The sequence below is a fragment of the Nocardia vulneris genome (assembly GCF_001613425.1).
Taxonomy (GTDB): Bacteria; Actinomycetota; Actinomycetes; order Mycobacteriales; family Mycobacteriaceae; genus Nocardia; species Nocardia vulneris.
The window spans coordinates 154,818-173,924 of sequence record NZ_BDCI01000036.1 but is presented as its reverse complement, the minus strand read 5'-3'; the positions used below and the strand labels follow the sequence as shown (position 1 = coordinate 173,924).

The following is a 19,107-nucleotide window of genomic DNA, read 5'->3' as shown; positions in this document are numbered from 1 at the left end:
GGTTCAACTATCGCTGGGTGCGCGATGTTTCGCGCAGGTCATAGCGCCTTCCGGCCCTGTTCGCCCCCCGTTTACGCGCCGTTCTCATCCGGCCCGCGCCCGGTGTGTCAGTCCGCGTCCCCGGCCATGGCCGTGCTCACCGCGCGGCCGTGCTTGTCCACCCAGTCGCCGAGCGCGTAGATCGGCGTGAGGAGGTCGCGGCCCGCCGCGGTCAACTCGTACTCCACCCGCGGCGGCGCCTCGGCGTAGCGGTGACGTGCGACGAGGGTCATCCGTTCCATCCGGCGCAGGGTCTGGGTGAGCATCTTCTGGCTGATCCCGCCGATGGCGGCGCGCAGGTCGCCGGGACGCATCGGGCCGTCGCGCAACATGTAGACGACCACCGGTAGCCAGGAGTTGCCGAAGACGTCGACGCCCATCCGGGCCGGGCAGTCGGACTCGAAATCGCCGTAGGACGCGAACTCCACCCGGTCGGCGGTGATCGGCTCGGCGGGCACGGCGGTCATGTCTTCAGCTTGCCACCGCCATTGCACACCCGCGGGTGCCTATCGGAATTCCTACCGTCGGTGCCGAAGACATCGCTGACTAGGAGTTGAGATGCGAATCGGAATCATCGGAGCCGGGGCCATGGCGCGCGCGCTCGGTGGCGGCTGGGTCGCGGCGGGCCATGACGTGCTCGTCGGCGCGCGATCGGCCGCGGCCGCAGGGGAATCGGCGGCGGCGATCGGGGCGCGGGCCGGAAATGTCGGTGCCGCCGCAGAATTCGGCGAGGTGGTACTGCTCGCGCTGCCGGTCGACGCGCTGGACGAGGTGCTGGGCCCGCTCGCCGGGCTGCTTGCCGGGCGCACGCTCGTCGACTGCACGAACGCCTTCGCGCCGGACCTCGCCGCGCCCGCCGGCGCGACGGGCTTCGTGCTCTCGGAAGCGGCTGTCGCCGAACGCATTGCGGCGAGGGCCCCGGGCGCGCACGTGGTGAAGGCGTTCAACCTGTGCGCGGCCGAGGTGTGGGCCGCCGAGGCGTGCGTGTTCGACGAGCGGAGGCTGGCGGTGCCGCTGTGCGGCGACGATCCCGGGGCGCTCGCCCAGGTGTCCGGCCTGGCCGAAGACCTGTCCCTGCAACCGATTCCGGCGGGCGGCCTGCATCGTGCGCGCTATCTGGAAGCCGTCGCGGTCTTCACCGTCGGCCTGTGGTTCGCGGGACATGATGCGCGCGCGGCTTTCCCGCCGCTGGCGGCCGCATTCGCGGTCGTGGACTGACCGAGAAAACCTGGCCTGAGCATGCACCGTCCACTCATACCCCGCGAGTTCGAGCTTCGATGCGCGATAGGTGCACGCTCAGACCGGGTTACGGTTTACCAGCCCGGATTTCCGCGCACCGGGATATTCACGAAACTCGGCTGATTCGGATCGAGCAACAGGTGCTGCGGCCGCAGTTCGCTGTCCACGACGAGCGGCATCGGGGCCAGGCCACGTGGGAAGTTGCCCGCGTAGACGTCGACGCGCAGCCGGTGTCCGGGTTGCAGCACCGCCTCGATGCCGGGCACCGAAATGTCCAGTGCCGTCGGCTCGCCCGGTACCAGCGGCTGCCTGCTGTCCAGCGACAGGTCGGGCACCGGGTCGGTGTAGTCGCCGTTGGCCGAACGGGTGCTGCGCGCGTCGTCGATGGCGCGCAGCGAGGACACCAGCTGGCCCGAGGACAGCACCGACGAATAACCGTCGGGGCCGACATCGTTCACCGTGACGTTCCAGTAGCCGTCGGTCGCGTCGTGCACCGTGTTGAGCCGGACCGCGATCGGGCCGGAGATGCTGGTCGGCTCGGCGACCGGAGCGCTGGTGAAGGTCAGCGCGTTGAGCTCCTGGATCCGCGCGTCCTTGCTGCACCCGTCGATGATCGAGGTGACGCCCGCGCTCTCCTGCGCCATGTCCCGCGAGCACACACCCGTCAAACCCGGTGCGACGGTGAGCCGATCGACGCTCGGGCTCGGCTGGGTGTAGAGCGAACCGTCGTGTACGCCCGCCCCGGCGCCGCTCGCCGCGGCGGACAGATACATCCGCCGATGCTCGGCACCGGGCTGCGGGAAGGAGGGCGCCGTGATCCACCCGCCGCCCTGCTGCTTCAGGGTCACCGGGCCGAATTCGTCGATCCCGTTGTCGATTCCCTTGAGCCACTTGTCGAACCAGGCGCGCTGCAGCACGTCCATCCGCGGCGGCAGACCGGGTCTGCCGGACTCGTTGCCGTTGCTGATGTGGTAGCCGTCGCCGACGAGCAGTTGCTTGCGGCCCGGCGGCAGCTCGAGCCGCCGGTACACGTCGGCCTGCGAGTTGACGAACACGTCGTGCCAGCCGCCGGTCACGAAGGTGGGCACGGTGATTCGGCTCGGGTCGTTCTCCCAGGCCTGCCGGAACTGGCTGTCGGAGTGCAGCAGGGTCTGCACCTTCGGATCGAGCTGATCGATCTCCGGCGTGATCAGGATGTTCACCAGCGCATCGATGAAGGTGAACGGATCCGCGAGCCGGTCCATCAGCCACTTGTTGTCGAACTGCCCGCGCAGTGCCGCGGCCAGATCGGGCACCAGCTTGCCGCCGTTCACCGCGAGCAGCCAGGCGGGCATGAAGGTGATGCCGATGCCGCCGCCGGGTGCGACCAAGTCGCGGAACGGGTTCCGGCTCGGCACCACCGGGAAGAGCGCCTTCAGCGCGGGCGGGTTCTTGGCGCCCGCTTGCAGTTGGTTGAGCCCCGAGTAGGAGACGCCGTTCATCCCGATGTCACCGGTCGACCACGGTTGCCGCGCCGCCCAGTCGATCACCTCGACGCTGTCCTGCTGCTCGCGTTCGCGCAGCAGATCCCAGATGCCCTGGGAGAAGCCGGTTCCCCGGACGTCGACCACGACCTGGGTGTAGCCGCTCTTGATCAGCTGCCGGTCTACCGTGAAGTTGCGCAGCAGACCGCCGCCGAGCGCCTTGGTCAGATCGGTGACGCCGGAAAACGGTGTGCCGGAGAGGTCGACGTCGCGCGCCACCTGCATCACCGCGTCCGACAGCCACGGGATCGAGATCATGCTGTCGGCGATCATCGAGCCGAGCTTGGTGTAGGGCGTCAGGTTGACGATGGTCGGCGTCGGTGTCGAAATCGGTTGTCCGGCAGCGTCGGCCGGGTGGTAGACGTTCCCCTTGAGCACCGTGCCGTCGCTCATGGTGATCGGGACGTCCCATTCGATGAACACATTCGGGTACTGCTGCGGGCCGTCCTCGGTCGCGGCCCACGCCGCACCGGTCGCTCCGCCGTCCGGGCCGACCGGGCTCGCGGTGGCCGAGGGCGAAAGGAAGGGGGCCAAGGCCACCGCCGCGACGGTCACCGCCGCGGTTCGGAGCGCATACCTCATTGAATCCACTCTCTTAGGGGAACGAATGCTCTCTAACTAGGGGAGGGAAGCAGGTACCGACCGGTCTGCGGAGCGAAATCACGAAACTTCGTGCATGGTCACAAAGGCGCGCCCGGCTACCAGACACAGTGTCGACCGACGAAAGAGCGCCCCCGCTCGAAATTTTCGAAGCGGAGGCGCTCTTTCGGATCTTCGGTCGCGATTACCAGCGCGGGTTGCCGCGCACCGGAACATTCACGAAGCTGGGCCGATTCGGATCGAGCTGCACGTGCTGCGGCTTGAAACCGGTGTCGAGCAGCATCGGCAGGATCGGCAGGCCCTTCGGGAAGTTGCCCGCGAAGACGTCGATCCGCAGCCGGTGGCCGGGTTGCAGGATCGCTTCGGTGGCAGGCAACGCGATATCCAGGGTGGTCGCCTCACCGGGCACCGTCGGCTGCCGCCGGTCCAGCGAGGTGAACGCCCGCGGATCGGTGTAGTCGCCGTTGGCGGAGCGGCTGCTGTTGGCCTCGTCGACCTCGCGCAGCGAGGCCATGAGCTGCCCCGAGGACAGCACGGTGGACTGCCCGTCGGGCGCGACATCGTTGATCGTGGTCACCCAGTAGCCGTCCGCGGCGTCCTGAACGGTGTTGAGCCGCACCGCGATCCGGCCGGAGATGGCGGTCGGCTCGGCGACCGGGGCACTGGTGAAGGTGAGCCCGTTCGTCTCCGCGACCCGCGAGTCCTTCGCGCAGCCATCGATGATCGACAGAATGCCCGCACTGCCCTGCGCCGCGTCGTTGGAGCACAGGGTAGTCAGGCCCGGGCCGACGGTGAGCCGCGCGGTGTCACCGTTGGCCTCCGCGGTCAGCGAACCGTCGTAGGCGCTGCTCGCGGTGCCACTGGGGTTGGCGGACAGGTACATCCGCCGATACGCCGGCTCCTGCGCGCTCGGGTTCGCCGCCTCGGTCGGCGCGGCGAAGGTGTCGGTGGTGATCCAGCCGCCGCCCTGCTGGCGCAGCGTGATCGGGCCGTACTGATCGATGCCGTTGTCGATGTCCTTGAGCCACTTGTCGAACCACGCGCGCTGCAGCACATCCAGTCGGGGCGGCAGACCGGGCTTGGCGTACTCGTTGCCGGAATTGACGTGGTACGTATTGCCCATCAGCAACTGCTTCTGGCCCGCGGGCAGCGGAATCTCGTTGTAGATCTTCGATTCCGAATAGGTGAACAGGTCGTGCCAGCCACCGGTGACGAAGGTCGGGATGTCGACCCGGCTCGGATCGCCCAGCCAGCCTTCGCGCGGCCGGGAACCGGAGGTCAGCAGCTCCTTGGCGCGCGGATCGAGGTCGTCGATCTTCGCCGTGGTGTAGACGTTGAGCAGCACGTCCATGAACGTCAACGGATCTTGCACCCGATCGGCCAGCCACCGGGTGTCGAACTGCCCGTTGAGCACCGACGCCAGGTCGGGCACCAGCTTGAGGCCGTTGATGGCGATGAGCCACAGCGGGATGAAGTTGAAGCCGAAGCCGCCGCCCGGCGCGAGCACGTCGTTCACCAGGTCGCTGCCCGGCACCACCGGGAAGATCGCCTGCAGCGCCGCCGGATGCTTCTCGGCGGCTTGCACCTGATTGATGCCGGAGTAGGAGATGCCGTTCATGCCGATGCGGCCGTTGGACCAGGGCTGGCGCGCGGCCCAGTCGATCACCTCGACGGTGTCCTGCTGTTCGCGCTGGCGGAGCATGTCCCAGGTGCCCTGCGAGAAGCCGGTGCCGCGCACGTCGACGACCACCTGTGAGTAGCCGCTGCGGATCAGCTGCCGGTCGACGGTGAAGTTGCGCAGCTCGCCGCCGGCGAAACCCTTTGTCAGGTCGGTGATCCCGGATAGCGGGGTGCCGGTGAGATCGATCGAACGGAGCAGGCCGAACAGCGCGTCGGACAGGCCCGGGATGGCCTGTGCGTGGTCGGCCAGGTTCGACACCAGCTTGGTGTACGGCGTGAGGTTCACGACCGTGGGCGTCGGGGTGTCGATGGGCCGGCCCGCGGCGTCGGCGGGGCGATAGACGTTGCCCTTCAACACCGTTCCGTCACTCATCGTGATCGGGACATCCCACTGGATGTTGATGTTCGGGTACTGCTGCGGACCATCCTGGGCCGCGGCCCAGGCCGCGCCCGCGGCTCCGCCGTCGGGACCGGTCGGCGTCGGCGCGGCGGCGGCGCCGCTGCTGAGGAAGGGAACGAGCATCGCCGCGGCAACTGCCGCGACTGTGACCCGCAACGCGTGCTTCATCGGACGTGATCCACCTCTCGGACTGGTCGAACGCCCAAAGTGTACATACCTACTTGTCGGTAATGACAAGGGGTAACAGGTAACCAATTCCGAATAATGGTTCACATATAGCTATCCCCCGGGGTGAGTCGCGCCCAAAGCCCTGCTCAGTACCGCCTCGCGCGAAACACGCGAGCCAGAACGCTCACTCACTGACCAGTGGGTGCACCTCGCCAGTCCGCACTGGCAGCCAACGGGCAGCTGTGTCGCAAGACACTTTCGGCCGACACGGACTGTTGCACATCCCGTGGCACTCCGGCAAGCCCGTAGCGACCTGCCGCCGCCGTGAAACAGCAACGCGCTGCGCCCGATTCGGACGCAGCGCGTGGCAAGTGCAAGAGCTGGCGGCTATTTCCCGCCCTGATTCGCGACGGCGGCGGCGCCCGCGGCGGCCGCCTCGGGGTCGAGGTAGACACCGGGACCGGTGGGCCGCAGGTTCTCGTCCAGTTCATAGCGCAGCGGAATGCCGGTGGGGATGTTCACACCCGCGATATCGGCGTCCGAGATCTGATCGAGGTGCTTGACCAGCGCGCGCAGCGAGTTGCCGTGCGCGGCGACCAGGACGGTCTTGCCCGCGCGCACATCCTGCGAAATGGTCGACTCCCAGTACGGGATCATCCGCTTGACCACGTCGAGCAGGCATTCGGTCTTCGGCACCTCGATGCCCGCGTAGCGCGCGTCGCCGTCCTGGCTGTACTCGTCGTCCGGGTCGATCGGCGGCGGCGGGGTGTCGTAGCTGCGCCGCCACAGCATGAACTGCTCGTCGCCGTACTTGTCCCGGACCTGTGCCTTGTTCTTGCCCTGCAGCGCGCCGTAGTGGCGCTCGTTGAGCCGCCAGTCACGCACCACCGGAATCCAGTGCCGGTCGGCGGCGTCCAGCGCGATGTTCGCGGTGTTGATCGCGCGGCGCAGCAGCGAGGTGTAGACGATATCGGGCAGGATGCCGTGCTCGGCGAGCAGTTCTCCCGCGCGTTTGCCCTCGGCGATGCCCTTGTCCGTCAGATGCACGTCCACCCAGCCGGTGAACAGGTTCAGGGCATTCCATTCGCTCTCGCCGTGGCGCAGCAGCACGAGGGTGTACGTCATGGGGCCCATCCTCCCATGGGCCGAGGCGCCGGTCGCAGCGTTCCCCCGCTGGTCCGAGCCCGGCCCGGATCAGCCCGCGACGTCGGCGGTGGCGTGGCCCGCCGCGAGCACGCCCGCGCCGACCAGCGTGGCGCCGTTGGTCACCTCGGAGAGCACGACACTGATCTCGCGGGTGAAATCGAGGCGCGCGTGCTTGCGCAGCGCCGCGCGCAACGGATCCCACAGCGGCGCACCGGATTGCGCGAAACCGCCGCCGATCACCACCCGATCGACGTCGAGCAGCGCGCACGCCGAGGCGATCGCCTGACCGAGTGCGGTGCCCGCGCGCTGCAGCGCCGCGAGCGCGATCCGCTCGCCCCGGCGCGCGTCCTCGGCCAATTGCACGCCGGTGCGGCCCGGCCAGCCCTGTTCGACCGCCCAGCGCACCGACGACATCCCGCTGGCGACCGCTTCCACGCAACCGACGCCGCCGCACAGGCAGGGCACGTCCCAGCCGGGGACCACGATATGACCGATGTGACCGGCGTTGCCGGTGCGGCCGAGCAGCACCCGTCCGTCCGCGATGATCCCGCCGCCGATCCCCGAGGACACGGTGAGCGCCAACCCGTTCGGCACCCCGCGCAGCGCGCCGACGTGATGCTCGGCCAACGCGAGACAGGCGCCGTCGATGGCGAAGTGGACCGCGGCGTCGGGGAACAGCTCCTGCACCGAGGCGACGATCGGGAAGCCCGCCTTCCATTCCGGGATGTTCAGCGGGCTGGTGACGCCGGTGCGCGTGTCCACCGGCCCGGCCGAGCCGATACCGACGGCGGTGATCGTCGTCTCCCCCGCGACCTCGAGCAGCAGCGCGCGGCACGCCTCCCACACCGCCTCGGGCGGCACCTGGACCTGCCGCACCCCGCCCACCGTCCGGTCGGCCTGCGCGATACCCGCCGCGAACTTCGTCGCGCCGATATCGAGAGCGAGAACTGTCATCGGGCTGCCACCTTCATGATCGGAACCACAAGCGATTGTCACCCGCGCTCGGCACAGTCGCACCGTATCCGTACCGATTCGGCCGGTGGACCGGAATCGGCCGATCGTGCGGACTTCGGCCCGAACGGCTGGGCGGGCGCGTCGCGCACCCGAAACGCACTGTGCCGCCGCGTATATCGCGCAGCGACGGCACTCAGGGCTGGTCGGCGGCGTCCACCAGATGCTCGAAAGCGCGCAGGTTCTTCAGGGACTCCCCGCGCGAGACGCGCCACTTCCATTCCTTGCGGATGGATTCGGCGAAACCGAGTTCGAGCAGCACGTTGAAATCGGCGTCGACCGCCTCGAGCGTCTGGCCGAAGACCCGGTCCAGTTCGTCGGCGGTGACCGCGTGCGTGGCGATCCGGCCGACCAGGTAGATGTCGCCGACCCGGTCCAGGGTGTAGGCCACGCCGTAGAGCCGGCGGTTGCGGCGCAGCAGGAACTTGTAGACGCCCTCGAAGTTCTCGTCCGGCTTGCGGCAGACGAAGGACTCGATCCGCACGCCGTGCTTGCCGACGGTGAGCATGACCGTGGTCTTCAGTTTGCGCTCGCCGGGCAGGACCACGACGAAGGTCTCCGCGCCGGAGCGGCTGTATTCGATGTCCCGATCGCGCAGGGTCTCCTCGATCACCTGCGCGGTGGCCTGCACCTCGCTCGCTCGCTCACCTGCACTCACTGACGTGCTCCTGTCCGGCGCCGCCACAGCGCCCGCGATCTGGCCTGACCGGAGTCGAGGCTAATGCGTTCACCGGATACCCGTTCCCGGGTGTCGTCACGCACGAGACGTCCCGCGCCCAGCGCGGCCCGTTCCGCACGGAAATCGTGCAGCGCGGCGGAGTAGCTGGTCAGCAGGCCCGCGGCGGTGTGCTCCCAGGAGAAGTTGGCGGCGTGCTCGACCGCGCGAGCGCTCATCCGGCGCAGCCGCTCGGGATCGTCGAGCAGATAACCGAGCGCGCCGGCCCAGTCCGGGGTGCGGTGGCCGGACACGAGCAGCCCGGACTCGCCGTGGCGGACGGCGGTGCCGAGCCCGCCGACGTCGGCGGCCAGCACCGGGGTACCGCTGGCCTGCGCCTCGATCGCGACCAGACCGAAGGATTCGTTGTAGCTGGGCACCGCGACCAGATCCGCGGCCCGATAGACCAGCACCAGCCGGTCCGGCGGCTGCGGCGGCAGGAAGGTGACGCGATCGGCGATGCCGAGCGCCGCGGCGAGTTCGATCAGCGCGTCGGGTCGCTCCAGACCGCTGCCCGAGGGCCCGCCGACGATGAGCACCCGCAGGTTGCGCGCCCGCCCGGCGCGCAACACCGCGGCGGCTGCGCGGACCAGCACGTCGGGCGCCTTCAACGGTTGGATGCGCCCGACGAACGCGACGATCTGCTCGTCGGCGGCCAGGCCGAGCGCGGCCCGGGCGGCCGCCTTGTCGCCGGGCCGATACCGGGACAGGTCCGCGCCCGGGGGCACGACATCGATGCGCTCGGGTTCGGCGCTGTACAGCTCGACCAGCTGACGCGCCTCGTCGTCGGTGTTGGCGACCAGCCGATCCGCCTCGGCGATCACCTGCTTCTCGCCGATCTCCCGGGTCAGCGGCTCCGGACAGTCACCCTCCGCGAGGGCGGCGTTCTTCACCGCCGCGAGGGTGTGCGCGGTGTGCACCAGCGGCACCCGCCAGCGGTCCCTGGCCAGCCAGCCGACTTGGCCGGACAGCCAGTAGTGCGAGTGCACGAGGTCGTAGTAGCCGGGCTGATGCCTGGCCTCCTGCCGCAGTACCTCCGCGGTGAACGGGCACAGCTGGGTGGGCAGATCGCGTTTGTCGAGGCCCTCGAACGGGCCCGCCACCACGTTGCGCACCAGCACGCCGGGGCCGGCCTCTTGCACGGGTGGCAGATTGGAGCTGGTGGCCCGGGTGAAGATCTCCACCTCGGTGCCGCGCCGGGCCAGCTGCAACGCGGTCTGCAGCACGTAGACGTTCATGCCGCCCGCGTCGCCGGTACCGGGTTGCGCCAGCGGCGAGGTATGCACCGACAAGACGGCGACACGGTTCGGCCGTAGGTCCAGGCGGCGTTGACTCACACTATCCATAGTGCACGTTGCATTCCCCCGCTCAGAGCCCTCAGCCCGCCAAGTGAGAGCTATCACAAGCCTCCGGTGAACCGGCTCACACTGCCGCGCCGCGCCTACCTGCGACGACTCCGGACGGTCCGGACAAACCGGATCCAACTGGGGAAACGGCGGGCCCACGACGAATTCAGAGCCCGTCGACGAACCCACTCACCTCGGCCACGAAGCGCGCCCGGTCCTCGATGAACAAGCCGTGCTGGGCTCCCTCCCAGTACGAGGTGCACGCGTCGGGCACCGTATCGGCGATGTAGCGGCCGTTCTCGATCGGCACCACCGGGTCCGCGGTGCCGTGCAGGACCAACACCGGAATATCAAGTGCCCGTAGGGTTTCGGTGTTGTCGACGGTGCGATAGAACAGCGCTTTGCGCACCGCGGGCGCGGTGGCCAGGCTCGCGCCGAACAACCGCTGGGCATCGGCGCCCTTGTCCGCGCCCGGACCGGTGTTCGCGTTGCCGAACGCGCCGAACGCCTTCACCGCGCGCCCCGCACTCTCCTCGAAGACGCCGGGCATCGCAGCTTGCAAGGCCGAACCGACCGCCGCGCCGGGCACACCACGACCGAGGTTCGCCGTGGACCCGGTGAAGATCGCGCCCGCGAGCGCGCCGGTGCCGTACGCGGTGAGGTAGTCGCTGAGCACGATGCCGCCGTAGGACCAGCCGAGCAGGATCGCGCCGGCGTCGATGTGTTCGGCCGCCAGCACGGCCGCGATATCGGCGGCCCAGTTCTTCGGGTCGTCGTAGCCGGCCGCCGGCGCGTCGGAGTAACCGTGCCCGCGCAGGTCGACGGCGATCACCCGGTAGCGCGTCGCGAGCTCGTCCGCGACCCGGCCCCAGCAGAGCAGATTGGCCGACCAGCCGTGCAGGAGCAGCAGCGGCCGCGCGCCCGCGGGGCCGCTGACCCGATAGACGATATTCGTGCCATCCGCGCTCACCACGTCCCGTAATGCCATGCGGCTCAGGCTAACGGTGATCCCCACTACAGCCCCAGCGCCGGTCTCCGGCCCGGCCCCTAGGATCGGATCCCATGAGCAACCGCACCGCCGTCGTCACCGGAGCCAGCTCGGGCATCGGCGAGGCCACCGCCCGGGAACTGGCGAAACAGGGCTACCACGTGGTGGTCGGCGCCCGCAGGCTCGACCGGCTGCAGCGGGTCGCCGACGAGATCGGCGGCACCGCACTGGAACTCGACGTCACCTCGGACGAGTCGGTGCGGGCGTTCACCGATGCGATCGAGCGGGCCGACGTACTGGTCAACAACGCCGGCGGCGCCAAAGGGCTGGCCACCGTCGCCGACGCCGATCTCGACGACTGGCGCTGGATGTGGGAGACCAACGTGCTCGGCACCCTGCGCCTGACCAAGGCGCTGCTGCCCAAGCTGATCGCCTCCGGCGACGGCCTCATCGTCACCATCACCTCGGTGGCCGCGTTCGTCGCCTACGACAACGGCTCGGGTTACACCTCGGCCAAGCACGCGCAGGCGGTGCTGCACCGCACGTTGCGCGGTGAGCTGCTCGGCCGGCCGGTGCGGCTCACCGAAATCGCGCCCGGCGCAGTGGAAACCGAGTTCTCCCTGGTCCGCTTCGACGGCGACGCGGACCGCGCGGCCAAGGTCTACCAGGGCATCGACCCGTTGGTCGCGCAGGACATCGCGGAGATCATCGGCTTCGTCGCGTCGCGTCCGTCGCACGTGAACCTCGATCAGATCATCGTCAAGCCGCGCGATCAGGCCGACGCCGGGCGCTTCGCCCGTCGCGACTGAGCGCGATAGCCGATTCGAATAACTCACTGCGCGTTCGGCGTTCGCTGGGGAATTGCCCAGCCGACGCCGGTCGGGCGCTGCCGTTAGCATCGGGACTTCGACTGCCAGCTCACTCAGATCGGAGTTGTTCGCCTCATGCTCAAGGGGTTCAAAGAGTTCCTGATGCGCGGGAACGTCATCGACCTTGCCGTCGCCGTGGTGATGGGCACCGCGTTCACCACGGTGGTCACCTCGGTGACCAAGGGCGTCATCAACCCCCTGCTCGCCGTTTTCGGCAGCACGAATGAGCTGGGACTAGGCGTCCAGTTGATCTCCAGCAAACCCGCGACGTTCATTCAGATCGGCCCGATCATCACGGCCTTCATCAACTTCGTCGTCGTCGCCGCGGTGCTCTACTTCGTGCTGATGGTGCCGATGAAGACGATCAAGAACCGGTTCGGCACCACCAAGGCCGCCGAGCCCACCGAGACCGAGCTGCTCATCGAGATCCGCGACCTGCTCGCCGAACGCCACGACGAGGTCCGCAAACAGCGCGCGGCCGATCGCGCCGTCGAGGCCGAGATCGACGGCGAGACCGCGGGGCGGCGCTGACCGCGTTCGGTCAGCGGGGCGGGCCGGGCGCGACCGGGGTGGCCGAAACGACCGAGGTGGAGCCGTCCAGGGCGGACATGGTTTTCCAGGTCGCCCAGTCGATGGTCCAGTCGTAGAGGTCGCCGTCGGCGGCGGAGAGCTGGATCGAGGTGCCCGTGACCTCGACCGGGTCGCCGTAGAGCGCCGTCGGGAAGTAGGCCTGCGCGTCGGCCGGTGAGAGATTGATACAGCCGTTGGTGACGTTCGAAGACCCCTGCGCGGACAGCGATTCCGGGTTGGCGTGGATGAATTCGCCATTGTTGGAGATGCGCACCGCCCAGCGTTCGCGCACGTTGGTGTAGAACGGCGGATTCGACATCATGAAGTCTTCGTACTTCTCGGTGACCACGTGCAAACCCGAACGGGTCACGTTGCGCGGCTCGTTGCCCTCGCCGTAGCTGACCGCGAAATCGAACACGGTCTTGCCGTCGCGGACCACCTGCATGCGGTGGCTCGGCGCGTTGGCTTTCACGATCTGGCTGCGACCGATCCGGAAGTCCGTGGTCAGGTCGGTGTAGCCGTAGTTGCCGCCGCCGAGGTCGAGCCCGTACAGCTTCGCCGAGACCTGCACCGTGGTGCCCGGCGTCCAATAGTCCTTCGGCCGCCAGTGCACGCGCGAACCGTTGTCGTCGGGGAACCAGGCCCACGCGCCCTCGGTGGGCGGATCGGTGGTGATGCTCAGCGCCTTCTCCACCGCGGCCTTGTTCTGCACCGGTGCCTTGAACTGCAGGATGATCGGCGCGGCGATGCCGACCTCCTGGTTGTCGGCGATGTTGATGGTCGCCGGGACCGTGTTCTTCGGCGCGAGCGTGCTGAACTTGCCGTCGATCGGGATCGGCTTGCGGTCGGTGCCGATCGCGGTGCCCGACCAGGTGTAGGTCGCGTCGTAGCCGAGCGGCTCGGTGATCTTGTAGCTGCGCTTGTCCGGCGAGAATTCGCCCGCGACCTGTTTGCCGCTCGCATTCGTGAGCGCGACCTGATCAATCGTTCCGTCGGTGATGGTGACCGAGACCGGCGCGGTCGGGTTGACGCTCTTGGCGTCGTTCTCCGGCGCCAAGGCGACTGTGGCGACCGGGCCGGGGTCGCGCGCCGCGTTCTTGCTGCCGCCGTTGTCGCCGGTGCATCCGGCCACCAGGGCGACCACGACGAACAGCACGGCCGACACGGCGGCGACCGGTCTGCGGATCACTGGACGGTTGTTCACTTCTTCGAATTTACGCGGGCCGATTCGGTCGACTGTCCAGCGAAGCGTGTGGTGTCCGTTTCATCGCGTCACAGGGCGAGGCCCACCGTGACCGGCTCCGGCTCCAGGCGGATGCCGAACCGTTCGGCCACACCGTCGCGCACGGTCCGGGCCAGCTCCACCAGATCCGTAGCGGTCGCCGCGCCCCGATTCGTCAGCGCGAGCGTGTGTTTCGTGGACAGCCGGGCCGGTGCGCCGGAGCCCGGGAACCCCTTCGCGAACCCGGCTCGCTCGATGAGCCAGCCCGCGGAGAACTTGACGCCGTCGGGCGCCGGATAAGTCGGCACCGTGACCTCACCCACATGTGCCGCGATCGCGGCCCGCACCGCGGGCACCCGGTCGGCGGCGACCACCGGATTGGTGAAGAAGGAACCGGCACTCCAGGTGTCGTGATCCGCGGGATCGAGCACCATGCCCTTCCCCGCACGCAGACCCAGCACCGCGTCGCGGACCTCGGCCGCCGGGCGGGACTCGCCGTCGGCCGCGCCCAGCCGGGTCGCCAGCTCGCCGTAACGCAGCGGCGCGCTCATACCCTTCGGGTCGAGCGCGAAATCGACCGCGAGCACCACGGCGTCGTCACGGTGTTTGAGCACGCTGGTGCGGTAGCCGAAGCCGAGTTCGCCGGGCGCGGCCCAGCGGATCGCGCCGCTCGCCCGATCCAGCAGCTGGACCCGGCGCAGCAGCTGCGCCACCTCGGCCCCGTAGGCGCCGACATTCTGCACCGGGGTCGCCCCCGCCGAACCCGGGATGCCGGACAGACATTCGAGCCCGCCGAGGCCGGCCGCGACCGTCGCCGCCACCACCGCGTCCCAGTTCGCGCCCGCCTCGGCGACCACGCCGTCCGCACCCAGTTCGACGCCGTCGGTCGCGACCCGCACCACCACGCCGTCGAAGCCCGCGTCGCTGATCAGCAGGTTCGAGCCGCCCGCGAGCAGCAGCACCGGCACACCCGCCGCGTCGAGCGCGCGCACCGTCGCGACCAGCACGTCGGTGCTGCGGCATTCGGCGACCGTGGCGGGACCACCGACCCGTAACGTGGTCAGCTCCGCCAACGGCACCCCGGCGCGGATCCGAGCGCCCGTGGCAGCCAGCACATCCGACGGCACCACACGTGAAGTTCGCACAGGCAGACGGTAGCGTGTCCGACCATGGCTACACCGCTGGCGTACACGGCCCGCTACTCGCACCCCGCTGCCGCCGTGCGCGCAGCCTTCGCGAACGACCAGTACTGGAAAGACCGCGTCGCCGAGGTCGGCGGGCCGAACGCCCGGCTCGACTCGGTGACCGTCGACGGCGACCAGATCCGCATCCACCTGGTGCAGGCCATCGCCGCCGAACTGCTGCCCGCCGCGATCACCGCGGTGCGCCCCGGCGACCTGATCATCCCCCGCGTCGAGACCTGGACCGGTGACAACGCCACCTTCCAGGCCACCGTCGAGGGCGCGCCCGCCGAGGTGCGCGGCACCATCACCCTCGTCGATGACGGCGCGGGCGCCACCGCCGCCGCCAACGGCACCATCGAGGTCAAGATCCCGCTGTTCGGCGGCAAGATCGAGAACGCGATCGCCGAACACCTCACCGAGGTCCTGAAGAACGAAGAAGAGTTCACCAACACCTGGCTCGCGTCGCACTGATCGACACGGTTCGCAACGGCCGCAAGATCATTGGCGGCCGTCCGCACCGAACAAGAGGCCGAACAAGAGCGTGGGATCGACGGCGCAACCTCGACCCCCCAACGCTCCCACCACGGAGCGAGCCTTCCGAGCGACCGCCCCCTCACCGCCAGACAACACTCCACGGAACGAGTCTTACGAGCGACCGCCCCCTCACCGCCGGACAGCACCACCACGGAGCGAGCCTTACGAGCGACCGTTCGCGGCCGTCGCGTATCTCAGCTGTCGAAGCGCATGCGCCGAAGGCGCGAGTCTCGACAGCTGAGATACGCGACCAAGGGGCCGCGAACCACGCGGCGCCGCAGGCGCCGCAAATCCAACCCAGTAATCTGTCCCCTCATGGCCCGTCGACTGGATTACTCCGCTCGCTACCCGCTGCACACGACCAAAGAGCTGTATGCGGCGCTGTCGAACCGCGACTATTGGGACGCGCGGATGGCGGAGATGCTGAAGTATTCGCCGGGTAACGAGGTCGCCTCGCTCGAGGCCGGTGACAGCGGGATCGACATCGTGCTGCACCACATTCTGCCGCGCGAGATGCTGCCGGAGATCGCGCAGGCCGTGATGCGCAAGGACATGGTGATCACCCGCAAGGAGAGCTGGGGTCCGTTCGGCGACGAGGAGATCACCGGCAAGTTCTCGGCCAGCATCCCGGCGGGGCCGGGTAGCCTGGGCGGCACCATCCGGCTGTTTCCCACCGATACCGGCTGCACCATGCGCTTCTCCTCGGAGGCGAAGGTGTTCATTCCGATGGTCGGTCCGCGCCTGGAGCAGCTGATGCTGGTGAACCTGGTGGATCTGTTCCGCGCCGAGGCCGAATTCACGGTGCAGTGGCTCGACGAAAATCACCCGACCAGCTGAGCAAACCGCTCGGCACCATCACCCGCGGCACCACCGGGGTGAATCGGCTGCGCCGCAGCGACCGCTGGCTGGTGCACGACGAACTGGTCACCACCCGGCTGCTGGCGGCGCCTGATCCGCTGGTGGTCGATCTCGGCTACGGGGCGAGCCCGTGGACCACGCTGGAGCTGGCGACACGGTTGCGGACGGTGCGCCCGGATGTCCGGGTGGTCGGGCTGGAGATCGATCCGGAGCGGGTGGTGCCCGGGCGCGACGGCGTCACCTTCGCCCGCGGCGGGTTCGAATTGGCCGGGCTGCGACCGGTTCTGGTGCGGGCGTTCAATGTGCTGCGGCAGTATCCGGAGGCGGCGGTGCCCGAGGCGTGGGCGACCATCCGCTCCGGTCTGGCGCCGGACGGCCTGCTCGTCGACGGCACCTGTGACGAGCTGGGCCGCCGCTGCGCCTGGGTGTTGCTGGACCGTTCCGGGCCGCGCTCGCTCACCTTGGCGTGGGATCCGTTCACCGTCGAGCAGCCGTCCGATATCGCCGAACGCCTGCCGAAAGCGTTGATCCACCGCAATATTCCGGGCGAGCCGATCCACGCTCTGCTCACCGCGGCCGACCGCGCGTGGGCGCACGCCGCGCCCCTGGCACCGTACGGTCCACGGGTGCGCTGGCGCGCCGCCGCCGAATCGCTACGCCGAGAAGGCTTTCCGGTGCGGGTCTACCGGCGGCGGATGCGCGATTGTGTGCTCTCCGTCCCGTGGGAAACGGTCGCGCCGAAGCCCGGAACCGCCTGACCGGCAGCGGGTCACCGCGATCCGCTACGCCCCGGACAGCGCCCGGCGCACCCTTTCCACCGCGCGGGGTGTCAACTGCGCACTGGCCGAACGTATTTCGTCAGCGGTGCAGCGGCTGATGGCGACGGCGTCGCCGATCACCTCGTCCAGGGCGGTCTGGCCGATATCACTTTCGGCGAGGTCGAGCACCGTGCGCAGCGGCGTGGTGACCAGGAAGGGCCCCGCGGACTCGATCTCCGCGCCGATCAGCGAGCGGCGCAGCACCACCAGCCGCGGCGTCACCGGCGGCCGGCCGGCCCCCACCGACAGGTGCAGGAATCGCGGCCGCAGCCGGCCGATGCCGTGCAGGTCGGCGGCGCTGTGGTGGGAGACCGCGGCGGCCCCGTCGAACCAGGCCGCCCACATGGCGTATTCGTCCAGCGGGCCGGTCGGCCATTCCGCCAGCCGCAGCATGCCGACCCCGGCCCTGGTCACCGTGCCCGCCCCGAGACCGGCGCGGACCTGTGCCTCGCATCCGGTGCGCAACACCTGCCGGGTGGTGAAGAAACCGGCATGCCGACCGGCCAATCGCCGCAGCACACGCCAGCCGTGTTCCGCGGATCCGAGAGCGCGGCCCACCGCATCGCCAGCCATGTGCATCAGGCTACGCCCGATTCTTGTGTCAGATGTCACAATCGAAGCCCTCAAAGACCCCTCAGAGACGGCACAGAAATGTGCGGAAGAATCGGCCGCATGAATACCAAGTCTCCGTCCAGCTCGACGATCAACCGGCGGACCCTGCTGATCGCCCTGACCGTGGTGGCGATCCTGCTGGCCACGGTGCTGGTCGGCGGCGAAGCGTACGCCCGGCACACCGTGTCCCGCTGCATCAGTACACAATTCGAGAAGGAGATGGGGTCGAAGATCGATGTCGGCTTCGGCTTCAAACCGATGCTGATCACCTGGATCGACGGCAAGGTGCCCACTGTGACAGTGGACAGTGACGACACCAAGTTCGGTCCCGCGGTCGGCATGGTGGTGCACGCCGAATTCCACGATGTCGAGGTCGTGGACAACGGGCGCGGCGGCGGCGCCATCGGCAGTTCGTCGGCCGAGGTCACCTGGAGCAACGACGGCATCCGGCAGACGCTGGGCAACCTGGTCAGCGGCGTCCGGTCGACGCCGAGTTCGGACATGCTGTCGCTGGACGTGCTCGGCGGGCTGGCCCAGCTGCAGGTGCAGCCGGTGATCAAGAACGGTGTCATCGAGGTGGAGACGATGTCGGCCCAGCTGCTCGGCATGGGCCTGCCGACCGACCTGGTGCAGGGCATCGTCGAGGTGTTCACCCAGAGCCTGCAGAGCTACCCGTACAACATGCGGCCGACCGAGGTGAAGGTCACCGACAACGGCATCGCGGTCAAGCTCGCCGGTACCCGCGCCGAGCTGCCGGCCGCGACCGGTGACAGCAACGCCACCTGCGCATAACCGGACGAAAGCGGCCGAGCGCCAACGACTTCTACCCGCTACGGGCCGAAATCGCCTGGCGCTCGGCCGCCCGCGGTCTGCTCAGGCCGAAAAGCCTGCCAGCACTTCACGCGATTTCGACAGTCCGAGTCGCGTCGCACCCGCCGCGATCAGTTCCGCCGCGGCCTCGGCGGTGCGGATACCGCCGCTGGCCTTGACGCCGAGCCGCCCGCCCACGGTCGCCGCCATCAACTCGACGGCGTGTACACTGGCGCCGCCCGCGGGATGAAAGCCGGTGGAGGTCTTCACGAAATCCGCGCCGGCACGTTCGGCGGCCCGGCACACCTCGACGATCGCGGCGTCCGGCAGCGCGGCCGCCTCGATGATCACCTTCAGCACCGCCCGGTCGCCGATCGCCTCGCGCACCGTGACGATATCGGCGAGCACCGCGTTGTATTCGCCCGCCAGGGCGGCACCGACGTCGATCACCATGTCCACCTCGGCCGCGCCCTGATCCACGGCCAGCCGCGCCTCCGCGCCCTTGACCAGCGAATGGTGTTTGCCCGAAGGGAATCCGGCGACGGTGGCCAGCACCAGCCCGGGCGCCCGCACCGGCAGCATCGACGGCGACACGCAGATCGCCAGCACCCCCAGTTCACGGGCTTCGTCGATCAGCGCGGCGACGTCGGCGGGGGTCGCCCCCGGCGCCAGCAGCGTGTGATCGATCATGGCGGCCACTTCGGCCCTGGTCGGTGACGCGGAACTAGCCATGGCCCGAGAGTCTGGCACACCGGTGGCGAATTCCGTTGCGCGC

The 19,107-nt window shown here is 69.1% G+C and carries 19 protein-coding genes; 7 read left to right on the top strand and 12 right to left on the bottom strand.

Translation table 11 applies throughout. The features are described 5' to 3' along the window. Positions 1-107: 107 nt before the first annotated feature. Entirely contained in the window at positions 108-506 is a 399-nt protein-coding gene (locus tag NVU01S_RS32690; RefSeq protein ID WP_052280464.1) for a winged helix-turn-helix transcriptional regulator, read from the bottom strand. 91 nt (positions 507-597) lie between these two features. Here NVU01S_RS32690 and NVU01S_RS32685 point away from each other — a divergent pair, with 91 nt between their 5' ends. Further along, positions 598-1,257 carry an NADPH-dependent F420 reductase gene (locus tag NVU01S_RS32685; protein ID WP_043668509.1) on the top strand — a complete coding sequence of 220 codons (660 nt, stop codon included), beginning with the start codon at positions 598-600 and terminating at the stop codon, positions 1,255-1,257. A gap of 95 nt (positions 1,258-1,352) precedes the next feature. On the opposite strand, the gene NVU01S_RS32680 is transcribed toward NVU01S_RS32685, so the two are convergent. From NVU01S_RS32680 to NVU01S_RS32650, 7 genes are all read right to left on the bottom strand, one after another. After that, positions 1,353-3,383: a CocE/NonD family hydrolase gene (locus NVU01S_RS32680; RefSeq protein ID WP_043668506.1), complete on the bottom strand. Its 2,031-nt coding sequence runs from the start codon at positions 3,381-3,383 to the stop codon at positions 1,353-1,355. A gap of 202 nt (positions 3,384-3,585) precedes the next feature. Further along, the gene (locus tag NVU01S_RS32675; protein ID WP_043668503.1) at positions 3,586-5,649 is read right to left on the bottom strand and encodes a CocE/NonD family hydrolase; all 2,064 of its coding nucleotides are present in this window, start codon (positions 5,647-5,649) and stop codon (positions 3,586-3,588) included. A gap of 387 nt (positions 5,650-6,036) precedes the next feature. Further along, the gene (locus NVU01S_RS32670; protein ID WP_029899755.1) at positions 6,037-6,774 is read right to left on the bottom strand and encodes a phosphoglyceromutase; all 738 of its coding nucleotides are present in this window, start codon (positions 6,772-6,774) and stop codon (positions 6,037-6,039) included. A 69-nt stretch (positions 6,775-6,843) separates the two neighbouring features. Further along, on the bottom strand, positions 6,844-7,749 hold the full coding sequence (locus NVU01S_RS32665) for an ROK family protein (protein ID WP_043668499.1): 906 nt from the start codon (positions 7,747-7,749) through the stop codon (positions 6,844-6,846). 193 nt (positions 7,750-7,942) lie between these two features. Further along, on the bottom strand, positions 7,943-8,437 hold the full coding sequence (locus NVU01S_RS32660) for a type III secretion system chaperone family protein (RefSeq protein ID WP_043668603.1): 495 nt from the start codon (positions 8,435-8,437) through the stop codon (positions 7,943-7,945). A gap of 23 nt (positions 8,438-8,460) precedes the next feature. Continuing rightward, positions 8,461-9,867, bottom strand: a complete 1,407-nt coding sequence (gene mshA, locus NVU01S_RS32655; RefSeq protein ID WP_052280463.1) for a D-inositol-3-phosphate glycosyltransferase — start codon at positions 9,865-9,867, stop codon at positions 8,461-8,463. A 166-nt stretch (positions 9,868-10,033) separates the two neighbouring features. Beyond that, positions 10,034-10,855 carry an alpha/beta fold hydrolase gene (locus tag NVU01S_RS32650; RefSeq protein ID WP_043668496.1) on the bottom strand — a complete coding sequence of 274 codons (822 nt, stop codon included), beginning with the start codon at positions 10,853-10,855 and terminating at the stop codon, positions 10,034-10,036. A 74-nt stretch (positions 10,856-10,929) separates the two neighbouring features. Between NVU01S_RS32650 and NVU01S_RS32645 the strand changes: the two genes are divergently transcribed. Together NVU01S_RS32645 and mscL are read left to right on the top strand one after the other, a co-directional pair. Next, entirely contained in the window at positions 10,930-11,664 is a 735-nt protein-coding gene (locus NVU01S_RS32645; RefSeq protein WP_043668493.1) for an SDR family NAD(P)-dependent oxidoreductase, read from the top strand. Positions 11,665-11,799: 135 nt separating this feature from the next. Beyond that, positions 11,800-12,255 carry a large conductance mechanosensitive channel protein MscL gene (gene mscL, locus NVU01S_RS32640; RefSeq protein ID WP_043668490.1) on the top strand — a complete coding sequence of 152 codons (456 nt, stop codon included), beginning with the start codon at positions 11,800-11,802 and terminating at the stop codon, positions 12,253-12,255. A gap of 10 nt (positions 12,256-12,265) precedes the next feature. On the opposite strand, the gene NVU01S_RS32635 is transcribed toward mscL, so the two are convergent. Next, positions 12,266-13,498 carry a L,D-transpeptidase gene (locus tag NVU01S_RS32635; protein ID WP_244467204.1) on the bottom strand — a complete coding sequence of 411 codons (1,233 nt, stop codon included), beginning with the start codon at positions 13,496-13,498 and terminating at the stop codon, positions 12,266-12,268. 68 nt (positions 13,499-13,566) lie between these two features. Continuing rightward, positions 13,567-14,661: a UDP-N-acetylmuramate dehydrogenase gene (locus NVU01S_RS32630; RefSeq protein ID WP_373864229.1), complete on the bottom strand. Its 1,095-nt coding sequence runs from the start codon at positions 14,659-14,661 to the stop codon at positions 13,567-13,569. A gap of 24 nt (positions 14,662-14,685) precedes the next feature. Here NVU01S_RS32630 and NVU01S_RS32625 point away from each other — a divergent pair, with 24 nt between their 5' ends. The 3 genes from NVU01S_RS32625 to NVU01S_RS32615 all read left to right on the top strand — a co-directional run bounded on the left by NVU01S_RS32625 (position 14,686) and on the right by NVU01S_RS32615 (position 16,850). Beyond that, on the top strand, positions 14,686-15,171 hold the full coding sequence (locus tag NVU01S_RS32625) for a DUF2505 domain-containing protein (RefSeq protein ID WP_043668486.1): 486 nt from the start codon (positions 14,686-14,688) through the stop codon (positions 15,169-15,171). A gap of 378 nt (positions 15,172-15,549) precedes the next feature. After that, positions 15,550-16,071 carry a DUF2505 domain-containing protein gene (locus tag NVU01S_RS32620; protein WP_043668483.1) on the top strand — a complete coding sequence of 174 codons (522 nt, stop codon included), beginning with the start codon at positions 15,550-15,552 and terminating at the stop codon, positions 16,069-16,071. Further along, entirely contained in the window at positions 16,041-16,850 is an 810-nt protein-coding gene (locus tag NVU01S_RS32615; protein ID WP_244467203.1) for a class I SAM-dependent methyltransferase, read from the top strand. The genes NVU01S_RS32620 and NVU01S_RS32615 overlap by 31 nt, the downstream gene beginning before the upstream one ends. A 24-nt stretch (positions 16,851-16,874) precedes the next feature. Here NVU01S_RS32615 and NVU01S_RS32610 read toward each other — a convergent pair whose 3' ends face one another. Beyond that, entirely contained in the window at positions 16,875-17,483 is a 609-nt protein-coding gene (locus NVU01S_RS32610) for a hypothetical protein (protein WP_043668480.1), read from the bottom strand. A 99-nt stretch (positions 17,484-17,582) separates the two neighbouring features. Between NVU01S_RS32610 and NVU01S_RS32605 the strand changes: the two genes are divergently transcribed. Beyond that, entirely contained in the window at positions 17,583-18,314 is a 732-nt protein-coding gene (locus NVU01S_RS32605; protein WP_043668478.1) for an LmeA family phospholipid-binding protein, read from the top strand. Between the two features lie 81 nt (positions 18,315-18,395). Here the strand turns inward: NVU01S_RS32605 and deoC are convergent, their stop codons facing one another. Continuing rightward, complete coding sequence (deoC, locus tag NVU01S_RS32600) at positions 18,396-19,064, bottom strand: deoxyribose-phosphate aldolase (protein WP_029899741.1); 669 nt, start codon at positions 19,062-19,064, stop codon at positions 18,396-18,398. Between the last annotated feature and the right edge of the window lie 43 nt (positions 19,065-19,107).

Coding starts and splice junctions, on each gene's coding strand:
- NVU01S_RS32690 (WP_052280464.1), bottom strand. CDS start 506: ATGACCGCCGTGCCCGCCGAGCCGATCACCGCCGACCGGGTGGAGTTC.
- NVU01S_RS32685 (WP_043668509.1), top strand. CDS start 598: ATGCGAATCGGAATCATCGGAGCCGGGGCCATGGCGCGCGCGCTCGGT.
- NVU01S_RS32680 (WP_043668506.1), bottom strand. CDS start 3,383: ATGAGGTATGCGCTCCGAACCGCGGCGGTGACCGTCGCGGCGGTGGCC.
- NVU01S_RS32675 (WP_043668503.1), bottom strand. CDS start 5,649: ATGAAGCACGCGTTGCGGGTCACAGTCGCGGCAGTTGCCGCGGCGATG.
- NVU01S_RS32670 (WP_029899755.1), bottom strand. CDS start 6,774: ATGACGTACACCCTCGTGCTGCTGCGCCACGGCGAGAGCGAATGGAAT.
- NVU01S_RS32665 (WP_043668499.1), bottom strand. CDS start 7,749: ATGACAGTTCTCGCTCTCGATATCGGCGCGACGAAGTTCGCGGCGGGT.
- mshA (WP_052280463.1), bottom strand. CDS start 9,867: ATGGATAGTGTGAGTCAACGCCGCCTGGACCTACGGCCGAACCGTGTC.
- NVU01S_RS32650 (WP_043668496.1), bottom strand. CDS start 10,855: ATGGCATTACGGGACGTGGTGAGCGCGGATGGCACGAATATCGTCTAT.
- NVU01S_RS32645 (WP_043668493.1), top strand. CDS start 10,930: ATGAGCAACCGCACCGCCGTCGTCACCGGAGCCAGCTCGGGCATCGGC.
- mscL (WP_043668490.1), top strand. CDS start 11,800: ATGCTCAAGGGGTTCAAAGAGTTCCTGATGCGCGGGAACGTCATCGAC.
- NVU01S_RS32625 (WP_043668486.1), top strand. CDS start 14,686: ATGGCTACACCGCTGGCGTACACGGCCCGCTACTCGCACCCCGCTGCC.
- NVU01S_RS32620 (WP_043668483.1), top strand. CDS start 15,550: ATGGCCCGTCGACTGGATTACTCCGCTCGCTACCCGCTGCACACGACC.
- NVU01S_RS32610 (WP_043668480.1), bottom strand. CDS start 17,483: ATGGCTGGCGATGCGGTGGGCCGCGCTCTCGGATCCGCGGAACACGGC.
- NVU01S_RS32605 (WP_043668478.1), top strand. CDS start 17,583: ATGAATACCAAGTCTCCGTCCAGCTCGACGATCAACCGGCGGACCCTG.
- deoC (WP_029899741.1), bottom strand. CDS start 19,064: ATGGCTAGTTCCGCGTCACCGACCAGGGCCGAAGTGGCCGCCATGATC.